At 63.2% G+C, this 25,729-nt stretch carries 29 protein-coding genes, 1 tRNA gene and 1 pseudogene; 8 read left to right on the forward strand and 23 right to left on the reverse strand.

Annotation, left to right across the window (positions count from 1 at the left end; all coding sequences use genetic code 11):
- Positions 1 to 17: 17 nt before the first annotated feature.
- Positions 18 to 206 (reverse strand): hypothetical protein, encoded by a 189-nt coding sequence (locus tag GDA49_12485; protein MBC6441197.1) that lies wholly within the window; start codon positions 204 to 206, stop codon positions 18 to 20.
- A gap of 133 nt (positions 207 to 339) precedes the next feature.
- On the opposite strand from GDA49_12485, the gene GDA49_12490 reads away from it, so the two are divergent.
- A complete protein-coding gene (locus GDA49_12490) occupies positions 340 to 2,331 on the forward strand; it encodes an FAD-dependent oxidoreductase (GenBank protein ID MBC6441198.1) in 1,992 nt (663 codons plus the stop codon).
- 138 nt (positions 2,332 to 2,469) lie between these two features.
- On the opposite strand, the gene GDA49_12495 is transcribed toward GDA49_12490, so the two are convergent.
- A complete protein-coding gene (locus GDA49_12495) occupies positions 2,470 to 2,934 on the reverse strand; it encodes a GNAT family N-acetyltransferase (GenBank protein MBC6441199.1) in 465 nt (154 codons plus the stop codon).
- 170 nt (positions 2,935 to 3,104) lie between these two features.
- Entirely contained in the window at positions 3,105 to 4,145 is a 1,041-nt protein-coding gene (locus GDA49_12500) for an arginase family protein (protein ID MBC6441200.1), read from the reverse strand.
- A gap of 374 nt (positions 4,146 to 4,519) precedes the next feature.
- On the opposite strand from GDA49_12500, the gene GDA49_12505 reads away from it, so the two are divergent.
- A complete protein-coding gene (locus GDA49_12505) occupies positions 4,520 to 5,509 on the forward strand; it encodes a hypothetical protein (GenBank protein MBC6441201.1) in 990 nt (329 codons plus the stop codon).
- 94 nt (positions 5,510 to 5,603) lie between these two features.
- Here the strand turns inward: GDA49_12505 and GDA49_12510 are convergent, their stop codons facing one another.
- Positions 5,604 to 6,338: a class II aldolase/adducin family protein gene (locus tag GDA49_12510; protein MBC6441202.1), complete on the reverse strand. Its 735-nt coding sequence runs from the start codon at positions 6,336 to 6,338 to the stop codon at positions 5,604 to 5,606.
- Positions 6,339 to 6,625: 287 nt separating this feature from the next.
- Between GDA49_12510 and gcvA the strand changes: the two genes are divergently transcribed.
- Together gcvA and GDA49_12520 are read left to right on the forward strand one after the other, a co-directional pair.
- The gene (gene gcvA / locus GDA49_12515; protein MBC6441203.1) at positions 6,626 to 7,498 is read left to right on the forward strand and encodes a transcriptional regulator GcvA; all 873 of its coding nucleotides are present in this window, start codon (positions 6,626 to 6,628) and stop codon (positions 7,496 to 7,498) included.
- Positions 7,499 to 7,691: 193 nt separating this feature from the next.
- Positions 7,692 to 7,961 carry a hypothetical protein gene (locus GDA49_12520; GenBank protein ID MBC6441204.1) on the forward strand — a complete coding sequence of 90 codons (270 nt, stop codon included), beginning with the start codon at positions 7,692 to 7,694 and terminating at the stop codon, positions 7,959 to 7,961.
- A gap of 40 nt (positions 7,962 to 8,001) precedes the next feature.
- Here the strand turns inward: GDA49_12520 and GDA49_12525 are convergent, their stop codons facing one another.
- From GDA49_12525 to GDA49_12555, 7 genes are all read right to left on the reverse strand, one after another.
- The gene (locus GDA49_12525) at positions 8,002 to 9,219 is read right to left on the reverse strand and encodes a restriction endonuclease (protein ID MBC6441205.1); all 1,218 of its coding nucleotides are present in this window, start codon (positions 9,217 to 9,219) and stop codon (positions 8,002 to 8,004) included.
- Complete coding sequence (gene vsr, locus GDA49_12530; protein ID MBC6441206.1) at positions 9,197 to 9,670, reverse strand: DNA mismatch endonuclease Vsr; 474 nt, start codon at positions 9,668 to 9,670, stop codon at positions 9,197 to 9,199. Before vsr ends, GDA49_12525 begins: the two co-directional genes overlap by 23 nt.
- Complete coding sequence (gene dcm / locus GDA49_12535) at positions 9,670 to 10,989, reverse strand: DNA (cytosine-5-)-methyltransferase (protein ID MBC6441207.1); 1,320 nt, start codon at positions 10,987 to 10,989, stop codon at positions 9,670 to 9,672. The genes vsr and dcm overlap by 1 nt, the downstream gene beginning before the upstream one ends.
- A gap of 126 nt (positions 10,990 to 11,115) precedes the next feature.
- The gene (locus tag GDA49_12540) at positions 11,116 to 11,487 is read right to left on the reverse strand and encodes a glutathione S-transferase (GenBank protein ID MBC6441208.1); all 372 of its coding nucleotides are present in this window, start codon (positions 11,485 to 11,487) and stop codon (positions 11,116 to 11,118) included.
- Positions 11,488 to 11,543: 56 nt separating this feature from the next.
- Positions 11,544 to 12,524, reverse strand: coding sequence for an agmatinase (locus GDA49_12545; GenBank protein ID MBC6441209.1), 981 nt, complete (start codon positions 12,522 to 12,524; stop codon positions 11,544 to 11,546).
- A 118-nt stretch (positions 12,525 to 12,642) separates the two neighbouring features.
- Complete coding sequence (locus tag GDA49_12550) at positions 12,643 to 13,188, reverse strand: helix-turn-helix transcriptional regulator (GenBank protein MBC6441210.1); 546 nt, start codon at positions 13,186 to 13,188, stop codon at positions 12,643 to 12,645.
- Between the two features lie 52 nt (positions 13,189 to 13,240).
- Positions 13,241 to 13,519: a recombinase family protein gene (locus GDA49_12555; GenBank protein MBC6441211.1), complete on the reverse strand. Its 279-nt coding sequence runs from the start codon at positions 13,517 to 13,519 to the stop codon at positions 13,241 to 13,243.
- A gap of 74 nt (positions 13,520 to 13,593) precedes the next feature.
- Between GDA49_12555 and GDA49_12560 the strand changes: the two genes are divergently transcribed.
- Genes GDA49_12560 through GDA49_12575 form a run of 4 tightly spaced genes read left to right on the forward strand, consistent with a single transcriptional unit; the run spans position 13,594 to position 15,061 of the window.
- Positions 13,594 to 14,097, forward strand: a complete 504-nt coding sequence (locus GDA49_12560; GenBank protein MBC6441212.1) for a hypothetical protein — start codon at positions 13,594 to 13,596, stop codon at positions 14,095 to 14,097.
- A 24-nt stretch (positions 14,098 to 14,121) separates the two neighbouring features.
- Positions 14,122 to 14,466, forward strand: coding sequence for a hypothetical protein (locus tag GDA49_12565; protein MBC6441213.1), 345 nt, complete (start codon positions 14,122 to 14,124; stop codon positions 14,464 to 14,466).
- On the forward strand, positions 14,463 to 14,879 hold the full coding sequence (locus tag GDA49_12570) for a hypothetical protein (GenBank protein ID MBC6441214.1): 417 nt from the start codon (positions 14,463 to 14,465) through the stop codon (positions 14,877 to 14,879). The genes GDA49_12565 and GDA49_12570 overlap by 4 nt, the downstream gene beginning before the upstream one ends.
- 2 nt (positions 14,880 to 14,881) lie before the next feature.
- Positions 14,882 to 15,061, forward strand: coding sequence for a hypothetical protein (locus tag GDA49_12575; protein MBC6441215.1), 180 nt, complete (start codon positions 14,882 to 14,884; stop codon positions 15,059 to 15,061).
- A 289-nt stretch (positions 15,062 to 15,350) separates the two neighbouring features.
- On the opposite strand, the gene GDA49_12580 is transcribed toward GDA49_12575, so the two are convergent.
- The 12 genes and pseudogenes from GDA49_12580 to GDA49_12635 all read right to left on the reverse strand — a co-directional run bounded on the left by GDA49_12580 (position 15,351) and on the right by GDA49_12635 (position 25,703).
- The gene (locus GDA49_12580; protein ID MBC6441216.1) at positions 15,351 to 15,668 is read right to left on the reverse strand and encodes a DUF4258 domain-containing protein; all 318 of its coding nucleotides are present in this window, start codon (positions 15,666 to 15,668) and stop codon (positions 15,351 to 15,353) included.
- Positions 15,668 to 16,594, reverse strand: a complete 927-nt coding sequence (locus GDA49_12585; GenBank protein ID MBC6441217.1) for a helix-turn-helix transcriptional regulator — start codon at positions 16,592 to 16,594, stop codon at positions 15,668 to 15,670. The genes GDA49_12580 and GDA49_12585 overlap by 1 nt, the downstream gene beginning before the upstream one ends.
- Before the next feature lie 131 nt (positions 16,595 to 16,725).
- Positions 16,726 to 17,767 (reverse strand): annotated as a pseudogene (locus tag GDA49_12590) (hypothetical protein).
- Between the two features lie 14 nt (positions 17,768 to 17,781).
- Positions 17,782 to 18,336 carry a cyclin-dependent kinase inhibitor 3 family protein gene (locus GDA49_12595; protein ID MBC6441218.1) on the reverse strand — a complete coding sequence of 185 codons (555 nt, stop codon included), beginning with the start codon at positions 18,334 to 18,336 and terminating at the stop codon, positions 17,782 to 17,784.
- Entirely contained in the window at positions 18,311 to 18,727 is a 417-nt protein-coding gene (locus GDA49_12600) for a DUF4102 domain-containing protein (protein ID MBC6441219.1), read from the reverse strand. Before GDA49_12600 ends, GDA49_12595 begins: the two co-directional genes overlap by 26 nt.
- A 136-nt stretch (positions 18,728 to 18,863) precedes the next feature.
- A tRNA-Ser gene (locus GDA49_12605) sits at positions 18,864 to 18,951 on the reverse strand.
- A gap of 51 nt (positions 18,952 to 19,002) precedes the next feature.
- On the reverse strand, positions 19,003 to 20,805 hold the full coding sequence (gene lepA / locus GDA49_12610) for an elongation factor 4 (GenBank protein ID MBC6441220.1): 1,803 nt from the start codon (positions 20,803 to 20,805) through the stop codon (positions 19,003 to 19,005).
- A gap of 76 nt (positions 20,806 to 20,881) precedes the next feature.
- Complete coding sequence (locus GDA49_12615) at positions 20,882 to 23,284, reverse strand: phenylalanine--tRNA ligase subunit beta (protein ID MBC6441221.1); 2,403 nt, start codon at positions 23,282 to 23,284, stop codon at positions 20,882 to 20,884.
- Entirely contained in the window at positions 23,281 to 24,363 is a 1,083-nt protein-coding gene (gene pheS / locus GDA49_12620; GenBank protein ID MBC6441222.1) for a phenylalanine--tRNA ligase subunit alpha, read from the reverse strand. The genes GDA49_12615 and pheS overlap by 4 nt, the downstream gene beginning before the upstream one ends.
- Positions 24,364 to 24,452: 89 nt before the next feature.
- Positions 24,453 to 24,818 carry a 50S ribosomal protein L20 gene (gene rplT, locus GDA49_12625; GenBank protein ID MBC6441223.1) on the reverse strand — a complete coding sequence of 122 codons (366 nt, stop codon included), beginning with the start codon at positions 24,816 to 24,818 and terminating at the stop codon, positions 24,453 to 24,455.
- A 23-nt stretch (positions 24,819 to 24,841) separates the two neighbouring features.
- The gene (rpmI, locus tag GDA49_12630; GenBank protein MBC6441224.1) at positions 24,842 to 25,039 is read right to left on the reverse strand and encodes a 50S ribosomal protein L35; all 198 of its coding nucleotides are present in this window, start codon (positions 25,037 to 25,039) and stop codon (positions 24,842 to 24,844) included.
- Between the two features lie 145 nt (positions 25,040 to 25,184).
- Entirely contained in the window at positions 25,185 to 25,703 is a 519-nt protein-coding gene (locus tag GDA49_12635; GenBank protein ID MBC6441225.1) for a translation initiation factor IF-3, read from the reverse strand.
- Between the last annotated feature and the right edge of the window lie 26 nt (positions 25,704 to 25,729).

The raw sequence follows: 25,729 nt of genomic DNA on the forward strand, positions 1-25,729 counted from the left end.
GGACGCCGGCCCTGTCATCATCCCGCTTCGACGATCCCGACGACGCCAGCCACGCCGACGACCTCTCGGCGCGCCTCATCGGCCTCGGTGGCCTCGACCGAAAAGACACGGCTGCCAGCATGGTCCACGACAAACCCACGACAAACCGGGGCATCGTACCAGGTTCCCTCAAGGATATCCTGCGCCCGGGTTCCTTGGAATGCCATCATTGCGGACCGTACGGTTCATCACTGTTTCATGCGCAGTTCCTCCCCCGGTCTGGCCAGGTTGGCGCCTTCGCGCCCGATGGTCGGCCGGGATAACACGTTGTAGACTCGTCGGGAAAGAAGGGCTGTTGCCATGACCGACCATCCGTTTCCGCATCTCTTTTCGCCGGTGAAGTTGCGCGGCCACGCGCTCAGGTGCCGCATCGTCTTCGGCGCACACACGCCCAACATGTCGGCGGACGGCCTGCCGACCGAGCGCCACTTCGGCTACTACCGGGAGCGGGCCCGGGGCGGCGCGGGCATGATCGTCTGCGAGCCGACGCCGCCGCACGACACCGCGATCCTGACACGCGGCAACCTGCGCCACGACGACAGCGTCATTCCCTACTGGAAACGGATCACCGACGAGTGCCACAGCCACGGCACGGTCATGTGCCATCAGATCTATCACGTCGGCGCGCATGGCGATCAGGACAACTCCTGGACGCCCTACTGGTCGCCCTCGGGCCAGGTCAGCTACCACGACCCCTGGGGCAGCCACGCCATGACCGAGGGCGAGATCGAGGAGCTTGTCGGTGCCTTCGTCGAGCAAGCGGTGCGCGACCGGAAGGGCGGGTTCGACGGGGTCGACCTCTTTGCCGGCTACTCCTGCCTGATCGATCAGTTCTGGTCGCCGCTCGCCAACCACCGCACCGACAAGTGGGGCGGCAGCCTTGACAACCGGCTGCGCTTCGTAACCGAGATCGTCGAGGGCATCCGCAAGGCCTGCGGGCCCGATTTCATCGTCGGCATGACGGTCTCCGGTGCCGAACCCTGCCCGGGCGGCCTGACCATGGCCGACAAGCAGGAGATCTTTGCGCTGCTTGATGAGCGCGGCCTGGCCGACTACATGAGTTGCGGCACCGGCAGCTACCTCAACAACTTCTCCAGGATCGTGCCGAGCATGCATTTCGGCACGCCGCTCGGCACGCCCGACGCGGCGGAGATCAGGAAGGTCGTCAAACACGCGCTGGTCACCGCAGAAGCGCGGGTGAAGACACCGGCGCGCGCCGAGGCCGCCCTGGCGGACGGCACGTGCGATCTCGTTTCGATCGTGCGCGGCCAGATCGCCGATCCGCATCTCGCCAACAAGGCGCGTGAGAACAGGGCCGGGGACATCCGGCCCTGCATCTCGTGCAACCAGCTCTGCATCGGCCGGCGCATGCGCGACTATCACATCTCGTGCCTGGTCAATCCCTCGGTCGGGCGTGAACACCCGTGGGACGGCGACCGTCCCGCGGCCTCCGAACGGCCGCGCCATGTCCTGGTCGTGGGCGGCGGGCCGGCCGGGCTCGAAACCGCCCGTGTTGCTGCCGAGCGCGGCCACCGGGTGACGCTGGTCGAGAAGACCGACGAACTCGGCGGCCAGTTCCGCCTCGCCGCCGGTCAGCCCGAGCGCGGGGAGATCGGCGAACTGCTGACCTGGTACCGGACACAGCTCGAAAAGCTGCAGGTCCGCGTCCGGCTTCGCACCGAGATATCGGCTGACGGGATTCGCGCGTCGGATGCCGACGTCATCGTTCTGACCACGGGGTCGGTTCCCAGCCGCACCGGGTTCCAGCGTGCCTTCCCGCATGTGCCCGCGCTGCCCGGTGTCGACGCCGAGAACGTTTGCACCGTGCATGACGTTCTCGATGGCTCGGTCGTGCCCGGCACCAACGTGCTGCTGCTCGACGACATCAACGGCTGGTGGCCCGCCTCGGGCACCGCGCTCCACCTCGCCGAACAGCGCCACATGGTGACTGTCGTGACCGCCGCCGAGAAACCGGCCGCCCAGCTCGACTTCTCGGTCACCGGCGACACCACCCGCGAACGCTTCTGGAAGATGGGGGTTGAGGTGATCTGCGGCCATGCCCTGACCGACTGGCAGAACGGCAAGGCCACGATCATGAACCTCTATACCGGCGACACCGGGGAGCGGGTCTTCGACACGCTGGTCACCGCGACGACCAACACCGTGAACGACCGCCTGACCCGCGAACTGGCCGACGATGACCTTGAGGTCTACAGCATCGGCGACACCGTCGCCGCCCGCACGGCGAGCATGGCCTTCTTCGAAGCCCGCGAGCTGGGGATGAGGCTCTGACCCGATGCTGCCTTCGTGTGTCCCGGACAAGGCCGCCGATTCGGGACCCCGACAGGACATCGCAACTCTCCTGGGGTTCCGGCTCTCCCGTTGGTCGGCCGGGATGACACATCGGGACGATGACACGTCATGGGCGGTTCACCCCAGCCGTTTTTCCATGAAGACGCTGGGTGGGCCTTCGGGATAGTCGCCGAAGGCGCCGCGCCGGGTAAACCCTGCGGCGGCGTAGAGACCCATGGCTTCGGGCTGTTCGTCGCCCGCTTCCAGCATGAGTGCGGGAATCGCTTCGGCACGGGCGACCGCCTCGAGTTCGTCGAGCAGGCGGCGACCGAGCTTCAGGCCGCGGGCTTCGGGTGCGACCCACATGCGCTTGATCTCGGCATAGCCCGCCTTGCGCACGATCGCGCCGCAGCCGATCGCCGCACCGTCCTTGCGGGCGACAAGGAAGGTGATGTCGCGGCCCTGCAGCGCGCTGACGTCAAGCATGTAGTTGTTCGCGGGCGGATAACGCTCGGCCATGTAGGCGTCGGACGCCTCAAGCATGGCGCGCGTCTCGGGCGTGTCGGGGTTTTCGATGGCGATGGAGAGCGATGCGTCGGTCATGCGCGGCGGTGTGCCCGAACCGGCGGTAAACATGTTTCGGCTACTCCATGTTTTGGTTACTCCGCCGCAGTCCTGAGGCCGGTCCCGGCCTTGGGCACGCCGGTCCAGGATCGCGCGCTGGAAGCGGGTCAGCGCGGCTTCGGTGCCGGTCCAGCCCTCCCGGTTCTCCGTCATCCGTGACCCTTGCCGATCTTCCGCATGGCAAGGCCCGCCGCCATGTAGACGATGATCGAGACGATCACCCGGTAGACCGCGGCCGAGCCCGGCGGGATGCAGATGAAGCTGAAGCCGGTCAGCCCGCGGCGTCCGATCTCATGCGCAATGCGGATGCACTCGTAGTCGGTCATGGCGATCGGTTCGACCAGTTCGCCCAGAATATCGCCCGGTGCCGGCCCGGCGCCGCCCATCACGTCCATGTCGAAATGGGCGTAGACCCCCTCGGTGCCGTCCCATGCGCGGTCGAGTTCCCTGACGAGGCCCTCGATACCGAGGCCGGAGCGCAGCTCCCAGGAGCTGATGAAGCGCGCGCCGTCGTTGAGGTAGCGGCGGATGATGTCCCTGTCCTCAAGCATGCCGCGCTCGCCGATTTCGACCAGGTGGCGCGGGTGCATGTTGTCGAGGAACTCGTACATCTTGTGCTTCCACGACGATGCGCCGGCGATGCGCGGATCGTTGGTCAGCGGATCGAGCGGCCGGGCGTCCCAGTGGGTGTCGAGGCTGACACAGCCGACCATGCCGTCGACATTCTCCGAGCACGCCTTGGCGATGGCGAAGCTGCCGCAGGGACTGTTCTGGCCGATCACCACGGGCACCGCACCCGCCTTGATCGCGTCGTTGCACCTGGCCTCGACCGCGGCCTGGGCCTGAAGAATCAGTTCGGGCGACTGGTTGTGCATGACCTCGGGCGGAATGTCGGCATCGCCATAGTCGACCATCCGGATATGTTCGAAGAGGTCCATGTCGAAGTCTTGGATATAGCCTGAAGGGTAGCGGGCCGACTGCTGACGCACGCGCTTGGGCGCCGCAATCCAGTCCTCCATCGGCACGCCGGCATAGCTGCCGTCCTCGGCCGCGACATAAGGTGCGCCGATGATGACGACATCGGCACCCTCGAGATCGGCCGCCGTCCCGGCCACGGGCTGCGACATGAAACTCGGGGTCTCCGGTGCGATCAGCGGGAACTCCCGCCGTGCCGCGAAGCTGGTCTTCATGAAGGTTTCCCAGTCGGGATAGTCGAACGCGCCCATTCCTGCCTGCCTGTGGCCGCCTGCCCGGAGTGTTCCAGACACCGGCACCGTATGCGAGTCCGCCGACAACAAAAATGCCGGCAAAAATGCTGGCGCGGCGGCGCGCAATCGCGCACCGATGGGATGACAACCGTATGGTTGCCCGTTCCTCCACGGCCCTGCCTGCCACCGTGCCGGTTTCCCTGTCAGGCTCGATCCCGATGACTCGGGACCCTCGCGCAACCGGTCGAACCCATATCCCTTGCCTCGCCGCCTGATCGGATGTATACAAAATGCCTTCGAGACCGCTCCCGGAGACTTTTGATGATGAAGAATAGCTTGATCGGACGAGAGACAGCATGAGCACCATCCCTGAAATAGCCGTTGCCCTGGCTCCGATCCTTCTGCAATGTGCCAAGGATCGGCAACGAATCACCTACGGGGATGCCGCCGAAGCGGTGTTCCAGCTCGGTCTCGTGGACAAGCGGCCTAGCGCATTCTACAATATCGGAAATGCGCTCGGAACACTCATGGAAGCTCTGCATGCACAGTACGGAAAGAAACTGCCGCCGTTGAATTCTCTTGTCGTGAGAAAAAAAGAAGGTGTCCCAAGTGATGAGGCTGTGGGTATCAGGCGCTATATCAAGAAACATTTTCAGAAAGAATGTGAATACGCAGAGTTGACTTGGAAGGAGAGGAAGGAGCTATTTAATGAGCAACCCATCTGGCCGAAGGTCTATAATTATCCTGATTGGGACAATGTTCTGTCTGAATACTATGAGAATCAAACCGGAAAATCAATCCCACGCAACATTCCCCTGAAATACGATAAGGACCGCAATTCCGCAGGGAACTATGGAGGTGGTGGGGAAGGCCCGGAGCATGAAGCCCTCAAAAAATATGTTCTTAAATATCCGAAGCATTTGAAATCCCTCCTCAAACAGTACAACTACCGGGCCCGGATTAACAACCGTCCGGCCCGGATTGCCGAGTATCAGTTTCCCTCTCTCGATAAGGCAGATGTCGTCTACATCGATCCGAAGAAACCGGTGGTCATTGAGGTCAAGTCATCCATTTCCGATTATCATGACCTCCGGCGAGGCATCTATCAGTGCGTGAAATATCGTGCCCTTCTGGAGTCGTGGATTGAGGCCAGAGACATAGAGAGAGATGAAGAGTTGCATTGGGTTCCGCAGGGCAAAAGCCCAAGCGTGACTGCTGTCCTTGTCACGGAAAGTTCACTGCCCGAGAGGTTGCAAAAGGTGGCCAAGAAGCTGTGTGTGAAGCATGTCGTCGTCAAGGTTCCACGCTCTCGTTCATCCGGGAGAAAATCCACCCGAAGGCCCTGATCGACGATCCGGAAGGGCTTCATCGAGACCTTCACGCCACGGCACGAGCGCCTTCCTCGCCGCAGGATATCGTCCCGATGAAAGTGATTCCGCTCTAGGTGATGTAGTCGGGCTCGTCCCGGTCGAGCAGGTCGCGCAGCGCGCGGAAGAACATGTCGGCGCTCTGGCTGCCGCGCGCGCCGGCAGCCATATCGGCCGCGATCGGCGTGGGAATCCGGTTGAGCGTGCAGTCTTCACCCGTGGCAAGCACCTGATACATGCAGGCGCGTTCGAGCTGGTAGAGGTCGATATAGGCCTGCCCGACCGTCTCACCGGCCACCATCGCGCCGTGGTTGCGCATCATCAGGACGCGCTTCTCACCCATCACCTCGGCCATGTGCCGACCCTCGTCCTCGCTGTCGAGCAAGCCGTCGTAGACATCGTAATAGGCAATATCGTCGTGGAACTGGGCGGCCTGCTGCGACGAGCACGTGTCGAGCCGGACGTCCTGACGCATCGACAGCGCGGTAATGTAAGGCGCATGGACGTGCATCAGGCACATGGCGCCCGGTATCGCCTGATGCACGGGAGCATGGATGATGAACCCGGCGACCGTCGGCTCGGTGCCGCCGTCAACGGTGGAGATCCCGTCACGACCGACCGCCGCCAGGTTCGTGGCGTTCACCATCGACCAGTGGGTGTAACCCGGTGTGATCAGCATGACCTCGGGATCGTCGGGTGAAACCAGCGAGAGGTGGTTCCACACGCCCTCGTTCAGGCCGTCACGGACCGCAAGGCGGTGTGCGGCCGCAAGGTCGCAGCGGGCGTCATACTCGGCGGCATTCTGCATGGTGATCTCCAAAACGCAGGCCTGGAGCGGATCGTACCTGGCTGGGAACCGCCTGCGGTTCCAACCGGGTGCGTGAATCCGCTCTGCATCCGAAAACCTGGAGCATCGTCACCCGCTCAGGGTGATTCAATCTGAACGGGATATGCTCCAGGGCAGTTTCTCGACAGGCAATCCTGCATCCAGTCACGTAGCCTGGGCAACCATCTTTGCTTGCAGTGATTATCAAACTGCATTCATCTTCCTGCTTCCTCAAGGCGTCAGCTGCCAACATGTCGAGACAGCCCTGCTTGCCCTCCCCGATTGCCTTGCGCGCCTTTGAGGCCGCCGCGCGCCACGAGAGCTTCAAGCGTGCGGCCGAGGAATTGTTCGTGACTCCCGCGGCCGTCAGCCATCAGATCAAGCTGCTGGAACAGGACCTCGGGCGTGCGCTCTTCACCCGGACGACCCGGGAGGTCCGGCTGACCGAAACGGGCCACATGCTGTTCGATGCATGCCACAACGCCTTCGGGACGATTCTCGATGCGGTCGCCCGTTGCCGCGACGGCGACGGGCGGACCGCCGTGACCATCGGACTGGGACCGCTGGTCGGTGCCCGCTGGCTCTCACCGCGCCTGCCCGCCTTCTGGTCGCGCTTTCCCGATATCGACCTCAGGCTGCATCACACCTCGTTCGCGGTCGATTTCCGTACCTCCGCCATCGATCTCGGAATCGCATGGGGGTTCGGCGACTGGCCCGACATCGAGGCCAATCACCTCCTCGCGATCGGCACCACACCGGTCCTGAGCCCGGAACTGGCCAACGAACACGGCCCTTTCACGAGCCCGTCCGATCTTCTGTCGATGCGCCTGCTGCATCAGCGCGACCATCAGTCCTGGGTCGACTGGTTCAGGGCAGCCGGCGTGACGGCCCCCGGGATTCGCCACGGCACGGTGATCGAGGACTCGAACGTGCTGCTGCAATCGGCAATAGCCGGTCAGGGCGTCGCGCTGGGCCACGTCCCCTTCATCGGGGACGGCCTTCTGTCGGGGCGACTGGTCCAGCCGTTCGATCTCGCGGTGCCCTCGCAGCGGGCGTACTATCTGATCTTTCCGCGCGGTGCGCTGCGCGATCCCGACCTCAGGGCCGTGCACGACTGGCTTCTGGAAGAGGCCTCCGCCTGAACCCTTCCCATGCTGTCGACCGTACGAGGATCGCGCGGCACCATGACACGGTTCCCGGTTCTTTCACACCGGTTCCAGGGCCGTGGGCGCCGAATCGGAAGCAACCGTGGGCAATCGCGGGTTCGCCATCGAGGCTTGCCCGGCGGCCCGAACGCGTTATCCTGCGCCACAGATGTGGGGCGGGAGATATGCGATGCGCAAGACAGTCCTTGTGCTGGGTGGTCTGCTCTTGGTGGCGGCGCTCGGTCTGGCCGTGTTCCGGCCCGGCGAGGTCGCCGGAGAGGTCTGGCGCTCGTTGCATCCCAACAGTCTTGTCGGCTTCGGCGCGCTGATCGAGAAGCAGGTCGATCCCGGTCTCTGGGTCGACGTCATCCTGCCGGCGTTGCAGTGGCCCGCATGGCTCGTGCCGCTGGTTCCCGGGCTGGCGCTCGCGATCGCGGGCCGACCCTGGCGGCGCTCATAGACCGAAACCGCCGAAGACAGCAATACCCGCGACGCCGCGACTATCCTTGGCGTCTGCGCACGTCTCCGATGAAATCGCCGACAGACCAGAGCCAGCCGCGTTGCGCAGCGGTGTAGCTGCCGTGAACAGGAGAGGGCACCACGAGCTGAAGGCTGGAAGCTTCCATCTGGTCCGTCTGCGGCTCCGAAATCCCCGGTTCGAGCGTCAGAAGGTGCTTATCGTTGATCTTCCCGGCTTCTGCCAGAACCTGCCGCCAGCGATCCTTGCAGGTGGACTTCACCCCCAGCATCGTCAGGCGCGAATCCCCTTCGGCCGGAGCTGCCCGGTAGGTTTCCAGATCGGGAAAGAGGAAATCGGGCCTTTGGTTATGCTCGGTCACGGCTCCCCGGACGTGTCGGATATTGTGCGCCCTTAGAACGGCGGCCAGGTGGTTTTCCAGTGAATGCCCCATGCGTGACTTGCGTCGGTTCAGAACGCTCAGGGCAAAGCTGATGAACCCGTCCACGTCCGTGCCCTCCTCATTGGTGAACCCGGCTTCGATCCGCGAAGATACGATCCGGCGCTCAAGCCGCCGGAAAAGGGCCTCTTCGTGGTCCAGCCATGCAATAAGCGCGGCGTCGGGATCGTCCTCGGCGCGAACCTCGGGGAGGGTGAGGCGAGTCAGATCAGAGAACTCGGCCGTCTTCGGAAATGTAGTGCCGAATATCTCAATGATGCTGTCCAGCTTGTCGGCGTCCGGCTCCTCGAACTCTATGCCGATTTCGTCCAGAATGAAGCGGGCTGCAAAATCCAGCTCCGGCTCCTCGTCGGAGAACTCGCGGGACACGAAGGATTTGCCCTTGGGCTGCAGGCCAAACAGCCAGAACAGCTGCTGCTCGCTGGTCGATCCTTCAGGTGCCACGATGAACCACAGGACATCCTCCCGGTCTTTGGCAAGGAACAGCGTATCCCCGGCTTTCATGGCTTCAGTGACGGAGTTCGAGGGATAGTAGAGCCGCCATTCGGAAGCGCGAGGCTTGTTGATCCGGGCGTCGTAGTGCGTAGCCCAGCCTTCCTCAATAAAGCCTTCCTGTTCTCCGCCAAGCCAGATGTAGATCGCGGAGAACTTCTGCTGATGCGTCTTACCAAGGAAGTCCTTGCGCATCTTCACGGTTGTGCCGACCTCGTGTTGGTTCGACGTTTCTGGTTCGGCATCTACGGCTGACAAGCGTTTCACCCCGACACCCTCGAAATAGTCAGACAGTTGCCCGCGCTTCATCTCCGCTCACCTCCAGTGTTTTTATGTCCGATTTCAACCATATGGCGCACCGATCGACAACGCTCTCGAAGGGCAGGCGGGTCTTGCCCTTCAGGGCGCATTCCCAGACCGTGCCGATACGCCAGCCAGCCTCTGCCAGTGCCGCGCGTTGCTGCCGGTCGCGCTCGGTGTTCGCGCCGATCTTCTCGCACCAGAAGGCCTCGCGGCTTTTCGGCCAGCGGAACAGATGGCAGTCATGGCCGTGCCAGAAGCAGCCATGCACAAAGAGGACGGCGTTGCGACCGGGGAACACGAGGTCGGGCTTTCCGGGGAGGTCTTTGCGATGAAGCCGAAACCGGAATCCGCGCCTGTGAAGCGCGGATCGGATTGCCATCTCGGGTCCGGTGTTCTTGCCTCTGATGCCCGCCATCATCCGGCTTCGGATGCTGGCGGAAACGATGTCGTCGGGCATTATGCTCCTGCTAGTGCCGTCTCCGGAATTTCAAGGTATTCGGCGGGCATTTCTCTGGTGGCGCAGGCGCGTCTTTCGTCCAGTGGCAGTTGCGGCTGGATAGCGGCAGAAACCTCCCGGCCATCCAGCTCCATCGCCTCGGCGATCCGCATCTGCATGAGCCGCGCGACCGCTTTCACGACCGGCACGACAACGGCGTTGCCGAACTGGCGATAGGCCTGCGTATCAGAGACGGGAATTTTCCAGTCGGTCCGCCCGGGCTTCTCAAACCCCATGAGCCGGGCGCATTCGCGTGGCGTCAGGCGGCGGGGGCGATTGCCCTTCTGCTCGATCAGGATTTCAGAACCGTCTTTGTAATAGCGCGCGGACAGGGTTCGGGCCACGTCACCGGGACCGAACAGCGAATAGCCGAACCCGTTCCCGGCGCTGCGGTGCTTCTCCTTGTAGCCCTTCAGATAGGTCCACATGTGGTCGGTAAGCGTGTACTTCGGATCGACCTCGGTATCGAGGATCGCGCCAAGGACAGGGCCATCACCCTCCGGCACGGCGAGTTGGTCAAAGTCGAACTCCATGCTGTGGTCCTTGAAACCAACGATGAAGATGCGCTCGCGCTTCTGCGGCACCCAAGGTGTCGAGCTAATGACCCTGTGGAAGACCCGGTAGCCTAGCTTGTTTTCAAGAACGTGCATGATCGTGACGAATGTCTTACCGCCGTCATGGCGCTCAAGGTTTTTCACGTTCTCCAGCAGAAAGGCGGGGGGCCGGTGATGGTCGATGATCCTGGCCAGATCATAAAAGAGCGTTCCCTGCGTGTTGCACAGGAAACCGTGGGGGCGGCCAAGGGCGTTCTTCTTGCTCACCCCCGCAATCGAGAATGGCTGGCAGGGAAACCCGGCCAGCAGCAGATCATGGGGTGGGATCGTCACTGGTGCTTCTGCGTAGGGCCGCACGTCCTCGGCGAAGACGTGATCGCTATCGGCAGGCTCGGGAAAGTTGGCGCTGTAGGTCTCCCGGCTGAACCGGTCCCACTCGGCCGTGAACACGCATTGCCCGCCGATGGCCTCGAACGGCAGGCGAAGCCCGCCAATCCCTGCGAAGAGGTCAATGAAGCGGAATCCGTCGGGTCGCTTGACGGTGCAGCGGGCATCGGCCGCCTCGCGCAGCTTCTCAAGCCGGAGCTGGTCGACCCGCTTCCCTTCGCCCTTCATGTTGCGCCGGACAGTTCGGGTACTCACGTCCAAAAGCTCGGCTGCCGTGTTGATGTCGAGTCCGGCCCGTTCCATCAGTTCCGCAAATTCTGTCCGTGGATGTGCGTTCATCTGCCTGCCCCTGCTCTGTGTCTGTTATTGACAACATGTCATAATCCGTCACAGCGGCTTTGGGAACCCTGTTTCTGATTTTTGTTCATAGTTTGTTCTAATAGACAGTTAACGCACAAGCTGGTGTCAGATGGGAGGTCCGCCCTCAAGTGTTACGACTGTGCCGCCTGTGGCTTGGGCGCGTGCAAAGTCCGGCGGTGCCGGATTGCCCGGCACCGGTGCAAGATCGATGTCGGAATGGGTCTCAAGAAGGTGCAGGCATATGGCGACGGACTCGAACATCGGTCGACCGTCTATGACCAGGGGCGGCACGCGACCACGGGGATTCAGCTTGCGGTACGCGGTATCGTCTGCACCGGAGTCGATGAGGATCTCGACGAATCTCGTAGTCGCCCCCGGCTTGCTCAAGCAGGCAATGCGGCACGAAGCTGGCCGCGCCGCGACTATCCGTAGAGCGTATGCATATCCTGTCTCCCGTGGCGTTTCCGGAGTGCACATGGAGAGCGTGAGACCCGCCGTGCCCCATGGCCGTTGAGACCTGTGGCCGTTGAGCGTCAGCCCCGGCCTGTGCGCTTGTGCCACCAGGGTTGTTCGCAGATCGCGCCGAGGAACTCCACGACGGTGTGGGCGCCCAGGTAGCTGGTGACGCCAGTACCGACATCGAGCTGCGGGTTCACCTCGACGAAGTCGAAGCCCACGATCTCCATGTGCCGGCTGACGGCTTGCAGCATGTCGCGGAGTTGCTGGTAGGTCACCCCGCCGGGTTCGGCCGAGACACAGCCCGGAACCAGCGTCATGTCGTAGACATCGACGTCGATCGACACATACGCCTTTTCGCCCCTGGGCAGTGTATCGAACACGAATCCTTCGGGGCCCAGCCGGTCGAGCTCGCCCATGGTGACGATCCGGCTGCCATCGGCGCGCGCATCGCTGAACTCCTGCGCTCCGCTCCTCAGGCTGCGGATGCCGATCTGGGTCAGCGACAGAACATGCTCCAGCGGCTTGATCTGCCGGAACGGGTGGCCGTTGGTGTACTGCAGGCCGTGGACGAAGGGCTGATAGTCCATGTGTGCATCGAAATGCAGCACATGAATAGGCTCCCTGAAGGCGCGCACGACGGGATAGGTGATGGCGTGATCGCCGCCGATGGTCACGGGCATGGCACCGCGCTCGAGGATGGCCGCGACATCGTCGGTGATGTTCCCGAAGGTCTGCTCGATTCCCGTACCCAGCACATCCGAGTCACCGACATCCACGATGCGCCGGTTGGCGGTCTCCCACCTCAGGTAATCCTTGTCGGTCCGGACGTTGTAGTAACCCTCGGAGCCGAATCGCAGCGAGTGCTCGCGGATCGAACGCGGTGCGAAGCGGGACCCTCCCATGAAGGGTGAACCCTCGTCTGTCGGCACGCCCAGGATCGCGATATCGGCATCCATGGTGGAGATGTCGTCGCAATAGTCCTGCCGCAGGAAGGTCGGTACTCCCTGATAGGGTGCGTTGTAGCGACCGGGCGCGCCGCGCATGTTGGCTTGCATGATGATGACCTCCTGGATCCAGCGATAGACGAGAAATCAGCCGCTGGGTTCCAGCGGCTCGAAGAACCTGTCGCGCTCCTTTTCGACCGGTACAGGCTGACCGTGTTCGAGCAGACGATCAAGAGCTGCCTTCAAACCCCCGGGCCTCCCGGATGTCAACGTGGATCGGGAACGAGAAGAACCCGTTGGGCCGAGGCACACGGACAAGCTCGTCGAAGGGCTCGCGACCGATATGGCCGCAGGTGAAGACGCCCGACGACACCATGGCGTCATGGCTGCGGTCGGGCATGTCGAGCGGCTCTGTCTGACAAAATCTCCCTCGACCGCATTCGGCATTGGAAACAGAGCGCGTTGACCCTTCGCCCACTCCCGCAAGACGGCAACCAAGCGTATGCGCGGCGGTATCTCCGCGATCTGTTCGGGTCCAGGCGTGCGGAAGGTTTTTTCGATGGGGGAGGTCAGCCGGTTCCGGAAAGAAAAACACGGCAACCGGAACCTTGAATGTCTTCGCCATTTTTTCGAGCTGGGGATAGCTGGGAAAGACCTTACCTGCTTCCCACTGCGCGATCTTGGGGAAGTCGGCTGCCGCAGTATCGATGGAAAACCCGGCATGCTCCCGCGCCCATGTCATGACTTCTGGCGTGATCGGCATCGCTTCCGGCATCAGATCGAAACTCCGGCTTTCCGATTCATCGCCCGCTGGAGCGTGGTGCGGTTCACACCCGGGATTTCGGCCATACCGGAAACTGTCTCGCGCTTAGCCTCGATGTCGGTCCTCGCATGAGCGATCTGGGCGTCAGTGAGGGCAAGGGAAGGGGCCTGCCCAGGCGTTTACCGCGCTTCCTCGCGGCGCGCAGACCTGCCTTGGTCCGTTCCTGGATCAGGTCGCGCTCGAACCCGGCCAGCGCCCCCATGATGTGAAACACCAGCCGCCCGCCTGCGGTCGTCGTGTCGATCCTGTCCGTCAGGCTACTGAAGAACAAAACCCTCGACATCGCCACCCTCGTCCGCAAGGACCCGGAGATGCTCAATCTGGTCCTCGGCGTCCTGTTCCGCTACGATCCCTGACATGGCCACACACACCATCATGCTGCCCAGCACGCAGGACGACACGTTCAGGTCCATCGTCTGGGACGATGTCGCCGGAACCTTCTCCGGCGACCACCGCGCCGTGCCATGGCTCAACAAGGAAGCCAGCCGGGCCGAACCCGAACCCTTCGTCCTCGACGATTGCAGCATCGTGGTTCAGGACCCTGGCCACGATCCCGCCGACCTTCTCCGGCTCCTGACGCTCATCTGGCAGGGTGCCTACCCGCCTGGCAAAACCTATCTGGACCTCACCGTCGAGCTCCCCCCGGTGTTCGACGGCGTCGAGCCCACGCCCGTCATCCCCGGCGGCGCCATGATCACCTGGCCCGATGGGGAAACAACTCATTTGCCGACTTGGGTCTACGAAAACGGCAAGGGGACCCGCGCCCCGCAGGGCTCCGAGTTCACCATGACCGGTGAAAAGGACGAGGACGGACTATCGCTCACGACCGACGGCCGCAGCCTCCGCTTCGGCCTGTTCTGACCCGCCCCCCCGAGCAGCCCCGCCATGCCGATCCGCCCCGAGAACCGCCACCGCTACCCGCCCGACTGGCCCGCCATCTCGCGCCGCATCCGTTTCGAGCGCGCCGCCGGTCGCTGCGAGCACTGCGGCGCAGCCCATGGCGAGCCCCACCCCGTCACCGGCTCGCGCGTCGTCCTCACCGTCGCCCATCTCGACCACACGCCGGAGCACTGCGGCGACGACAATCTGGCCGCGCTGTGCCAGCGCTGCCACAACCGCTACGACGCACCCATGCGCCGCGCCGGCATCCTCGCCCGCACCCGCGCCCGCGCCGCCTGCCACGACCTCTTCACCCCGCCGCCCGCCGACCAGATCGAGGCGATGGAGTGACCGCCCGCCTGCCGACCCGTCGGCCCGGCATCACCGAGCGCGTCATGGTCCCGCTGCCGCTCAGCGCCGAGCCGGTGCCGATCTACGCCACGCTGAATTTCGACCCGCGCACCGGTCGCGCCTGCGAGTGCTTCGCCCGCTCCGGCAAGCCCAACTCCGACCGCGACGGAATGCTCGACGATGCCGCCGTCCTGATCTCACTCGCCCTGCGCGCCGGTGCCCGCCTCACCGACCTCCAGCGCCACATGGCCCGCGACCCCGGCGACGACCTCACCCCCGGCACAGCCGCCGCACCGATCGCGCCGCCCGCCGACCCCGCCCTGCGCGGCCACCCCACCAGCCTCATCGGCGGCCTGCTCGACGCCCTCGTCACCCTGGAGTCCGCCGTCCGCACCGACACGGGAGCGCCCTGACCGTGGCCGACGCCGATCAGCGCCGGGCCGCCATCTCCGCGCGCTCGCGGGCGCCGACGCCACTGACAAACACCGTGAAAACTGGCGCCAGCTTCTCGCCGTCATCGACAACCGTGAACTGCGCCCGGGACACATGCGGCACGGAAGGCGGGGTGAAGCTGCAAGGCGCATCGGTGGAATGATGGCGGAGTGAGCGTCCGTCGCCAAAGAATATCAACTGGATGCTTCAAGATTTAGAAACACCGATCGACACATTTTTCATCCCACATTTTGTACCACACTGAGTCAGGGATGGAGTTTGATGGGCCGTCCCAATTGATCTCAGGGATCCGCCCGTTCAAAGACTCGGCTAAGGCTCGATTTGTTGGCCATGATTGACTTCCAGATTGAACACGTTGGCACTGCTTGGGCTGTAGGACCACACAGGTCAGCAACCGAACGGGGGCCAGTTACTTGACCTTCGCCTTTGGTCTATCTCGACCTCTGGTGCCGTATCGGACGCCTCCTCGTGTTGTGATAGGCGGTAATGACCCGCCCGTCTGCAATGATGATCGCCTTGCCCCTCAGCCGTTCGGCCGTGGCGATCATGAGCTTGCGTTTCTTGATCCCCAGCCCGGCGCGCGGCTCCTTGAGTCCCTTGATCACCCGTCGTGCGTCCCGGTCTGTCAGCATGATCTTCTCGGCATCCACCTCTGTGCCTTGCGTGAGAATGAAGTCGATATCCGCCTGCTTCATGCCTCGCTGCTGCAGTCGCCTGGAGGCGTGATTGGTGATGGTGAGATTGGACATCAGTCGATCTCCCCATCATCATCGCCTCCAAGCCCAAGCAGCTGGTCAAGCTCCATACGAGCTAGGCGCATCACCTCAGCGGCTCGATCCGAGAGCCACGCTTTGTAAGTCGGCTCATCGTGTTCACGGCGCTTTCGGCAACACTCCTCCAAGTCGATATCGCCAGACTGGATCCACTTGATTGCATCGTGCCCTTCCTCAAGCCCCGTCAACTCGCAGAGCGCGGCGTCAGGCAGGCTATAGGAGACCTCGCCGGGACCAAAATCAGCCAAAGCTGGCCTTCGTTCTTTGGGCAGCTGAATGCAGAACTCGCGAAGCCAGGTGACAAACGGACCAGGGAGATCGGCATACGTTGCAGGCAGAAGCCGGCCGAACACGTCGCGCTTCTCCAGGGAGTCATATTCGCATACCAGTGGATCGCCGTCGGAGTCTATCACCTTCAGCCCAACCTCAAGATGTGAGAGCTGAGAACTGGCGGTCTGCTCAGCCTGATCGAACGCCTCTTCGAACTTGTCAAGCTGCCGTTGCCGCGATGCCAAGCTTGTTTCAGCAAGCAGCCAAAACAGGAGCGGTGCCATATCCAGGACCTGAGAGCGCTCCACATCAAATCGCTGGCAAACAAGGTCGAGATTGTTCTTGGTGGATGACGAAACGCGTTCGTTGAGCCTGGTCGTCCCAGGATCCCTGGGTGCAGGGTCCCCCGACATCGGTCGGGTCAGGTCGTCCCAGGAAACGCCGAGTGCCCTGGCCAATGGCTCTCGAAGGTGGCTCCGCACGTTGCCGCTTTCGCCGCGCTCCCAGCGGCTGACGGTGTCTTTCCTGCACCGGATACGGTCTGCGAGCTGCTGCTGGGTAAGGCGGCGCCGCTTGCGCAGGGTTTGGAGCGTTTCAGGATTGATCGGGTCAGATTTGATCGGGGTGTGCATGGCAATCTCCTCGTTGATGAAGATATTGTCGCATCAAACAAGTCTCGCAATCGACATAGGGTCATCATTTGATGCTAATTCAGCCAGTTCTTATCGTCAATAACTCGGGCTTTGCGCGAAAAGTCGACAATTCACCTGCTGGCCGCCAAGGCTATCTGCTTGCAGCAATCTGCGAGTTCAAGAAGGCCTCTGGATGGGGCACCGTAGCTGACAACACGAACATCCAAATCGGAACTGGATGTGATCGTCAGGGCTCGACGCAAGGCATCTAGGATCCAATCGCCTCGGTTGCCGAAAGCACCACCACCCGGCAGTGTGAGAAAAACCAGGTTCGAGGTGCCGCGCGGCGCGTTGATCGCTGCCGCCCAGAGCGTGGCCTCGTAGGCAGCCTCCAGCACGAGCCTTGCAAACGCCTGCCAGCTATCACGAGCAACGTCGTGGACGTAGCTTACGGGGAGCGCGGAACAGAACGCCTGAGAGACATGCGGACGTTGGCCTTCCTCTGCTTGCGTGACCTCGACGTCCCAGTGCAATCCGATGCGAAGCTGTGCCCGAAGAGCGTCAACCTGCCCTTCCGGCAAGCCGTTGAGGTGTCGCGATATGGCATCGAGACCAGCCTGGCTGCACATCGCGTAGCCATTCCGCATTGACCAGAGTTCCCCGACCTGCATGTCGAGAGCCTTGCTCAATGCGGTTCCGAGATCGCGAAGGCCGTCCAGCTGGGACGTGGCGGTCTGTCCCGTTTGGCCGTTCACCTCGGCAAAGTGGTTGCGGTAGATCGTCGCCGTGCCCGCCGCGATGGCACAGGCCGGACTCTGTTGTGTGATCCCACTGGTAACGGGCCACGCCGTCCTCGGGTGTTATGCTGTCCGATGTCATCTCGAGCAGGTTGAACTGCGATGCGACCTGGAAGATGGCGCCGGCGTTTGCCACATCCCGATGCATCTGTCCGACGTCGCCCGATACGACGCCAAGGCGCAACTGGCCGGAAGGAACCGGTTGTTCCATGGCTCGGGCGCGCAACTCCGACAGCGAAACCAGTTCGAGTGTTCCTATTCCGTAGGACGCACCGTTCACGCGTGAGCACAGGCGATTGCCAGAGACCTCCAGCCTGGCGCGGGTCGCCTCGTAAGTCGTCTCCTGGAACCCCGTGAGCCGTTCAAACCAGTCCATGACATTCTCCCCCTTCAGCCCCGCCCGACGGTCATGGAGAGGAGGTATTCCTCCTGCTCCATCGTCTCGATCGCGTTCCTTCGAGCCTCTCGCACTTGTCGTATCGCGGTTTCAGGAACCGTGCCGAGTTCGATCAGGAGTCGGGCTCCAATCATACCGGCGCGGCCGAGGCCGCCCCTGCAGTGGACGACGATGTCCTTCCCGTTATGCAACATCGCGTGCAACGTGCTGCCCGACGATCGCCATTCGGCCTCGAAACGCTCGTCTGGCACCGAGCCATCGACGATCGGGAGGTGGAACCATGTCATGCCCTGTCGGGCCACTTCCGCCCCAAGGGACTCGACCCGCAGGGTTACCAGTTCATGCTGTTCGACGAGGGTTACGACCGCCGAGGCACCCCAATCGGAAATGGCATCAAGATCGATGGCAAGATCTCGATGCCATGCCCCAGTCAAGGCGTGGTCGTCATGCTTGCCCGGGCAGAAGGTTATCCCGATTCTCCCATGGGACGGAGAGGCCCGAACCTCTGCAATCTGGAGTGGGTCAGTCGAGGATGTCCTGATGGTCATTTTGACTCCAGTTCGGAAACGAGCCGCTCCCAGTGAACGAACAACGCCAGCCCTTGCCGTGTCCTGCATGAACGCGCTCGGCCGCTTCTCGAAACGTCGGCCTTGCCTGCTTGGCACGACGCTGCGCCAAAGGGTCGCCACCGTTGTGCGCAACACGCCGGTCGGACGCCGCCTTTTCCCGCGCGTCTGCAAGTGAGACGAGTTTTACACTGCCAAGCCCCGTGTCTCGGTGCCTGCCCCGAACGACCCTTCTGAGCACCCGGCGCCTTGCTCCGGACGAATTGACGACGAGATGGAGCCCGTTGTCGTCAGTATATCGGTCTGGCTTCTTGAGATTCCGGCCCTTGACCGCCGAAAGCGCCTGATCGGGGCGTTGGTTGCGCGGTTTCATGCCATCCCTCAATTCATCACACAAAACAGTCGGGATGGTGCTGGATGACAGTGCGCCTCAGAGGACAATACCGTGCGCACAATTCTCACAGCATAGGGGATTCCTGGACAACTCCAGACAATGATGGACAACGGAATGGCGGAGGGAGCGGGATTCGAACCCGCGAGGGCTTGCACCCAACACGCTTTCCAAGCGTGCGCCTTAAACCGCTCGGCCATCCCTCCGGAAGGGCGAGACCCTAACGGCGGGATCGCACGGAAGCAACCTTGCCCGCGTCAGTCGCCAAGCTTCAGCGCGGCCAGAAACGCGTCCTGCGGAATCTCGACATTGCCGAACTGGCGCATGCGTTTCTTGCCCTTCTTCTGCTTGTCGAGCAGCTTGCGCTTGCGGCTGACGTCGCCGCCATAGCACTTGGCGAGCACGTCCTTGCGCAGGGCCGAGAGCGTCTCGCGGGCGACGATCTTGCCGCCGATCGCGGCCTGGATCGGAATCTTGAAGAGCTGGCGCGGGATTGCATCCTTGAGCTTCTCGCACACCGCCCGGCCCCGGCTTTCGGAGAACGAACGTTCGACGATCAGGCTGAGGCCGTCGACCATCTCGGCGTTCACGAGGATGTCGAGGCGCACCAGATCGCCGGCCATGAAGCCATCCATCTGGTAGTCGAAGCTGGCGTAGCCGCGGGTGGCCGATTTCAGGCGGTCATAAAAGTCGAACACCACCTCGGCAAGGGGCAGGCGGTAGACCACCATGGCACGCCCGCCGACATAGGTCAGCTCGATCTGCGCACCGCGCTTGTCGGTACAGAGCTGCAGCACAGCGCCGAGATATTCGCCGGGCACCAGGATGGTCGCGCGGATCCACGGCTCCTCGATCGTCTCGATCTGGCTGGGATCGGGCAGATCGGCGGGATTGTGGAGCTCGAATGGCTCGCCGCCCTTCTTCGTGATGCGATAGACCACGCTGGGTGCGGTCGCCAGGAGATCGAGGTTGAACTCACGTTCGAGCCGCTCCTGGATGATCTCGAGATGCAGCAGACCGAGGAAACCGCAGCGGAAACCGAGGCCCAGCGCTACCGAGTTCTCGGGCTCGAAGTGGAAGCTGGCGTCGTTCAGGCGCAGCTTGCCGAGGCTCTCGCGCAGATCGTTGTAGTCGGCCGCATCGGTCGGATAGAGGCCACAGAAGACCACTGGCACGCTGGGCTTGAAGCCCGGCATCACGTCTTCAGTGCGGTTGCGGTCATCGGTGATCGTGTCGCCGACACGGCACTCGGCAATGTCCTTGATGGCGCCGGTGAAGAAGCCGATCTCGCCCGGCCCCAGCTCGTCCACCAGCACGGCCTTGGGTGTCATGATGCCGACCCGGTCGATCTCGCGCACCGCGCCCGTGCCCATCATGCGCACGCGCTGGCCCTTGCGGATCCGCCCGTCGATGACACGCATCAGAATCACGACACCGAGATAGGGGTCGTACCAGGAATCGACGAGTAGCGCCTTGAGCGGTGCGTCGTCGCCCTTGCTCTCGGGCGGCGGCAGCAGGTCAACGATGCCCTGCAGCACGGCCGGAACATTCTCGCCGGTCTTGGCGGAGACGCCGATGGCCTCAGTCGCATCGATGCCGACCGATTCCTCAATGTCCTCGCGCGCCTTGTCGGCCTCGGCAGCGACCAGATCGATCTTGTTGAGCACCGGCAGGATCTCGTGATCGGCCTCGACCGCGAGATAGGCGTTGGCCACGGTTTGCGCCTCGACACCCTGGGTCGCATCGACAATCAGCAGCGACCCCTCGCAGGCGCGCAGGCTGCGGCTGACCTCGTAGGTGAAGTCGACATGGCCGGGCGTGTCGATGATGTTGATCAGATAGGTCTCACCGTCCCCGGCCATGAAGTTCAGACGCACGGTCTGCGCCTTGATCGTGATGCCGCGCTCGCGCTCGATATCCATGGCATCGAGCACCTGGCCGCGCATCTCGCGCTGATCGAGCCCGCCGCACAGCTCGATCAGCCGGTCGGCCAGGGTCGACTTGCCGTGGTCGATATGGGCAACGATGGCGACGTTGCGAATGTGATCAAGAGCGATCATGGCTCGGTCAACAGGTCCTCTCGGAGCAGGACCCGGACCCTAATGGAGAGCGCCCCCTGCAAGCAATGACTTGCGGTCAGCCCCGGAGCTCGCCGCCCGTCTGCTTCGTGACCGCGGCAACGATCCTGGCGGAGACAGCCTCGAGTTCTTCGTCGGTCATGGTCGCCCTGGTCGGCTGCAACGTCACCGCAACGGCGAGCGACTTGCGGTTCTCGCCAAGGTTGGCACCTTCATAGAGGTCGAAGACGCTGACCTCGCGGATCAGCGCCTTGTCGGCACCCTTCACGGCGCGCACCAGCTTCCCGGCAGGCACATCGGCGTCGAGCACGAAGGCGAAATCGCGGTGGACCGGCTGGTAGGGCGAGACATCGAGTCGCGGACGCGCGACGGTCTTCGCCTTGGGTTCAGGCACGTCCTCGAACAGGATCTCGAAAGCCGCCACCGGCCCCCGGGCTTCCATGTCGGCGACGACCTGGGGGTGCAGTTCGCCGAAGGTAGCGAGCACCTTTGGCCCGAGACACAGAACACCCGAACGGCCGGGGTGGTACCAGCCCGGCGCATCCGGCAATGCCTGCAGGTTGTCGATCGGCGCTCCGATCGCTTCCAGCACGGCCAGGGCATCGGCCTTGGCGTCGAAGACATCGGCCGGACGGTCTGCCTGGTTCCAGTGACGCGGACCGGAACGGCCGACCCGCAACCCGGCAACCGACGTCTTCTGGTCCTCTGACCCAATGCCGCCGTAGACCGGGCCGATCTCGAACAGTCCGAAGTCGGCCATGTCACGCGCTTGGTTGCGCGCAGCGGCCTGCAGCAGTGACGGAAGGCCCGAGGGACGCATCATGTCCATGTCCGACGAGATCGGATTGACAAGCGTGAGGCCCTGATTGCCGCCACCGAAATCCCATGCGGCGTCCGATGAAATGAACGAGTACGTGACCGCTTCGTTCAGACCGCGCGCCGCCAGGGTACGACGAGCCCAGCGCGACCGCTTCTGCCGCGTGGTCAGGACGGGGCGCGTGACCGCGATCTCGCGCGGCAACGAAACCATCGACACCGCGTCGAAGCCGTGGATGCGCAGGACCTCCTCGATGACGTCAGCCTCGCACTGCATGTCGTGGCGCCATGTCGGCACCGTGACGGTCCAGCTGTCGTCACCGGCGTCCGACGTTTCGTAACCGAGGTCGGCGAGAATGGCCTCGGCGCGCACCTTCCCGATCGCAATGCCGCCGAGGCTCTCGACTCGCGAGGGGCGCACCGCCATGGTCTGACGCTCGGTCGGGATCTCGCCGTCGCCGACGACATCGCTCGCCTCACCGCCGCAGATCTCCAGCACCAGGCGAGTGGCGATCTCCATGCCTTCGGGTGCGAAGGCGTTGTCGATGCCGCGCTCGAAGCGCTGCCGCGCATCGGTGACAAGCTCCAGCTTGCGGCCCGTGGCTGCGGTGCGAATGGGATCGAACAGCGCGATTTCGAGGAAACCGTTCGTCGTCCCCTCGTCAGCACCCGTGGACTCGCCGCCGATCACGCCGCCCAGACCCAGCATACCGGAGTCATCGAAGATAACCGTCATCTCGCCGTCGGTTTCGTAGGTCTTGTCGTTGAGTGCATCGAAGGTCTCGCCGGGTTCGGCGATGCGTGCACCGATCGTGCCCTTGACCTTGTCGGCGTCATAGATGTGCGCCGGACGGCCGAGATCCATGGTCAGCCAGTTGGTGATGTCGACCAGCGCCGAGATCGGCCGCAGGCCCACCGCCTTCAGCTTCTGTTGCATCCAGACGGGGCTCGGACCGTTCCTGAGGCCCTTGAAGTGGCGGCCGAGAAACGCCGGACAGGCATTCCCGTGCGCCTCGTCGAAGCGCAACTCGATGGTGATCGGGCTCTCGTGGCCACCCTTGACAGGCGACGTGTCAAGCGGCTTGAGCGTGCCGAGACCGGCCGCGGCAAGGTCGCGCGCGATGCCACGGATACTGAAACAGTCCCCGCGATCGGGCGTGATACCCATATCGAGCACGGGATCGTCGAGCCCCGCCAGAGCGGCGTAGGACGAACCGACTTCAGCATCCGCGGGCAGGTCGATGATGCCTTCATGATCGTCGGAGAGACCCATCTCACGCTCGGAACAGAGCATGCCGCGGCTGGCGACGCCGCGAATCTCGCTCTCCTTGAGATCGACCCCGGTGCCCGGGATGTGGCTTCCGGACGGTGCGAAGACGCCCTTCATGCCGGTCCGCGCGTTGGGGGCACCACAGACAACCTGCACCTCGCCGGAGCCGGTCTCGACCATGCAGACGCGCAGGCGGTCGGCATTGGGATGCTGTTCGGCCTTCACGACGTAGCCGACCGTGAAGGGCGCGAGCTCCTCGCTTCGGTCCTCGACCTCCTCGACCTCGAGACCGATACGGTTAAGCGCATCGACGATCTCACCGAGTGAGGCCTCGGTCTCCAGATGGCGCTTGAGCCAATCGAGCGTGATCTTCATCGCGCCAGCCCTCCGTAGAGCGTCGGCACATCAAGCGCGCGGAATCCGTAGTGACGCAGCCAGCGCAGGTCGGCGTCGAAGAAGCTGCGGAGATCGGGGATGCCGTACTTCAGCATGGCGACCCGGTCGATACCGAGACCGAATGCGAAGCCCTGGTACCTGTCGGGATCGATGCCGCCGTTCCTGAGCACATTGGGATGAACCATGCCGCTGCCGAGAATCTCGAGCCACTCGTCGCCGGCACCGATCTTCAGCTCACCGCCTTCGAAGGAGCAGCCGATATCGACCTCCATCGACGGCGACGTGAACGGGAAGTAGCTCGGCCGGAAGCGCATCGGCACGTTGTCGACCTGGAAGAAGGCCTCGACAAAGTCGCGCAGGCAACCCTTGAGGTGGCCGAGGTGTGTCGTCTCGTCGATCACCAGGCCCTCGACCTGATGGAACATGGGCGTATGTGTCATGTCGCTGTCGGAGCGATAGGTTCGGCCCGGTGCGATGATGCGCAGCGGCGGTTCCGAATCCAGCATGTGGCGTATCTGCACCGGCGAGGTGTGCGTGCGCAGCACCGGTCGCCCGCTCTGCTCACGCGTGGCCGGCAGGTAGAAGGTGTCATGCTCCTGGCGCGCCGGGTGCTCGTCGGGAATGTTGAGAGCGCCGAAGTTGTACCAGTCGTCCTCGATGTCGGGCCCCTCGGCCACGGCGAAGCCCATCTCGCAGAAGACAGCGATGATCTCGTCCATGACCTGGCTGACCGGATGCACGGTGCCCTGCATCTCAGGCCTCGGCGGCAGCGAGATATCGATCCGCTCCGCCTCAAGCCGGCGCTCCATCTCGGCGCGTTCGAGGTCCGTCTTGCGCGCCTCGATCGCGGCCTGCACGGCATCCTTCACAAGGTTGAGTTTCTGACCGACGTCGCGGCGCTGGTCGGGATCGAGCCCGCCGAGCTGCTTCATCAGCCCGGTGATCGCGCCCTTCTTGCCGAGCGCGCCGACACGGATGTCGTCGAGGCTCTCGAGGTTGGCAGCGCCAGCCACGGCGGCCAGCGTGTCGTTCTTGATGGTGTTGATCTGTTCCTGCATCTCAGGGGTCCAAACATGACAAAGGGGGGCTCAAGGCCCCCCTCGTCGGTCTTAAAGTCGGTCGAGATCAGCGGCGCGACGGAAACGTCTTACGCAGCCTTCTCGACAGCCGAGCGGGCCTGGTCGCAAAGCTGCGCAAATGTGGCGGGCTCGCGCGCCGCGAGATCCGCGAGGATCTTGCGATCGAGCCCAACCTCCGCGAGCTTCATCCCATGCATGAACTGGGAGTAGGTGAGGCCGTTCAGGCGTGCACCGGCATTGATCCTCTGGATCCACAGGCTGCGGAAGTCGCGCTTGCGGGTGCGGCGATCGCGATAGGCGTACTGAAGCGCCTTCTCGACCCGCTCCAGGGCGATCGTGTAGCAGCTGTTGGCACGGCCGCGGTAACCCTTGGCCAGCTTCAGCACCTTCTTGTGACGGGCTCGAGACGTGGTCCCGCGTTTCACTCGCGCCATCGTTTCAACTCACGTTTGGGGCGTCAGCCGTTCGGCAGCAGACGCTTGATCATCGGGGTATCCACTGCCGCCACCGTGGTCGTACCACGGGTGCCGCGGATGAAACGCTTGGTGCGGCGGCGCATGAAGTGGCGCTTGCCGGCATGGTTGCGCTTCAGCTTGCCGCTGCCGGTGAAGGAAAAGCGCTTCTTCACCGAACTCTTTGATTTCAGCTTCGGCATGGATCCATCCGAACGTCATTGTTGACAAAAATCGGCACCAGGAATGGGCACCGGGCGTCACCGCCCGGAACAGGGCGTGCGTTATATCCGTGCCCCAACCGTTATGCAAGGGCCGCTATGCAAGGGGGCGTACGACCGGACATGGCTACTTCGGTGCCATCACCATGATCATCTGACGGCCTTCCATCTTGGGCATCGATTCGACCTTGGCGATCTCATCAGAATCGTCCCGGATACGCTCCAGGAGCCGCCGGCCTATCTCGGGATGGGCCAGTTCGCGCCCGCGGAAGCGGATCGTGACCTTCACCTTGTCGCCCTCACCCAGAAACTTGTTCATCGCACGCATTTTCACGTCGTAGTCGTGATCGTCGATGCTCGGCCGCATCTTGACCTCCTTGACGTCGAAGGTCTTCTGGCGCTTGCGCGCCTCGTTCGCCTTCTTCTGCGCCTCGTACTTGTACTTGCCGTAATCAAGCAGCTTGCAGACCGGCGGGTCGGCGTTGGGCGAGACCTCGACCAGATCGAGACCCGAATCCTCGGCCGCGCGAAGTGCGGCCTGGATGTTGACAACTCCGACCTGCGAACCGTCGGCGCCGATCAGGCGCACCTGCGGTACATGGATGTCCTCGTTGGCGCGCGGCCCGGTCTTCTCGGGCGGCGCCATGCTTTGTCTTGGACGGGCTATGTACT

The organism is Rhodospirillales bacterium (assembly GCA_014323865.1).
Taxonomy (GTDB): Bacteria; Pseudomonadota; Alphaproteobacteria; order SP197; family SP197; genus SP197.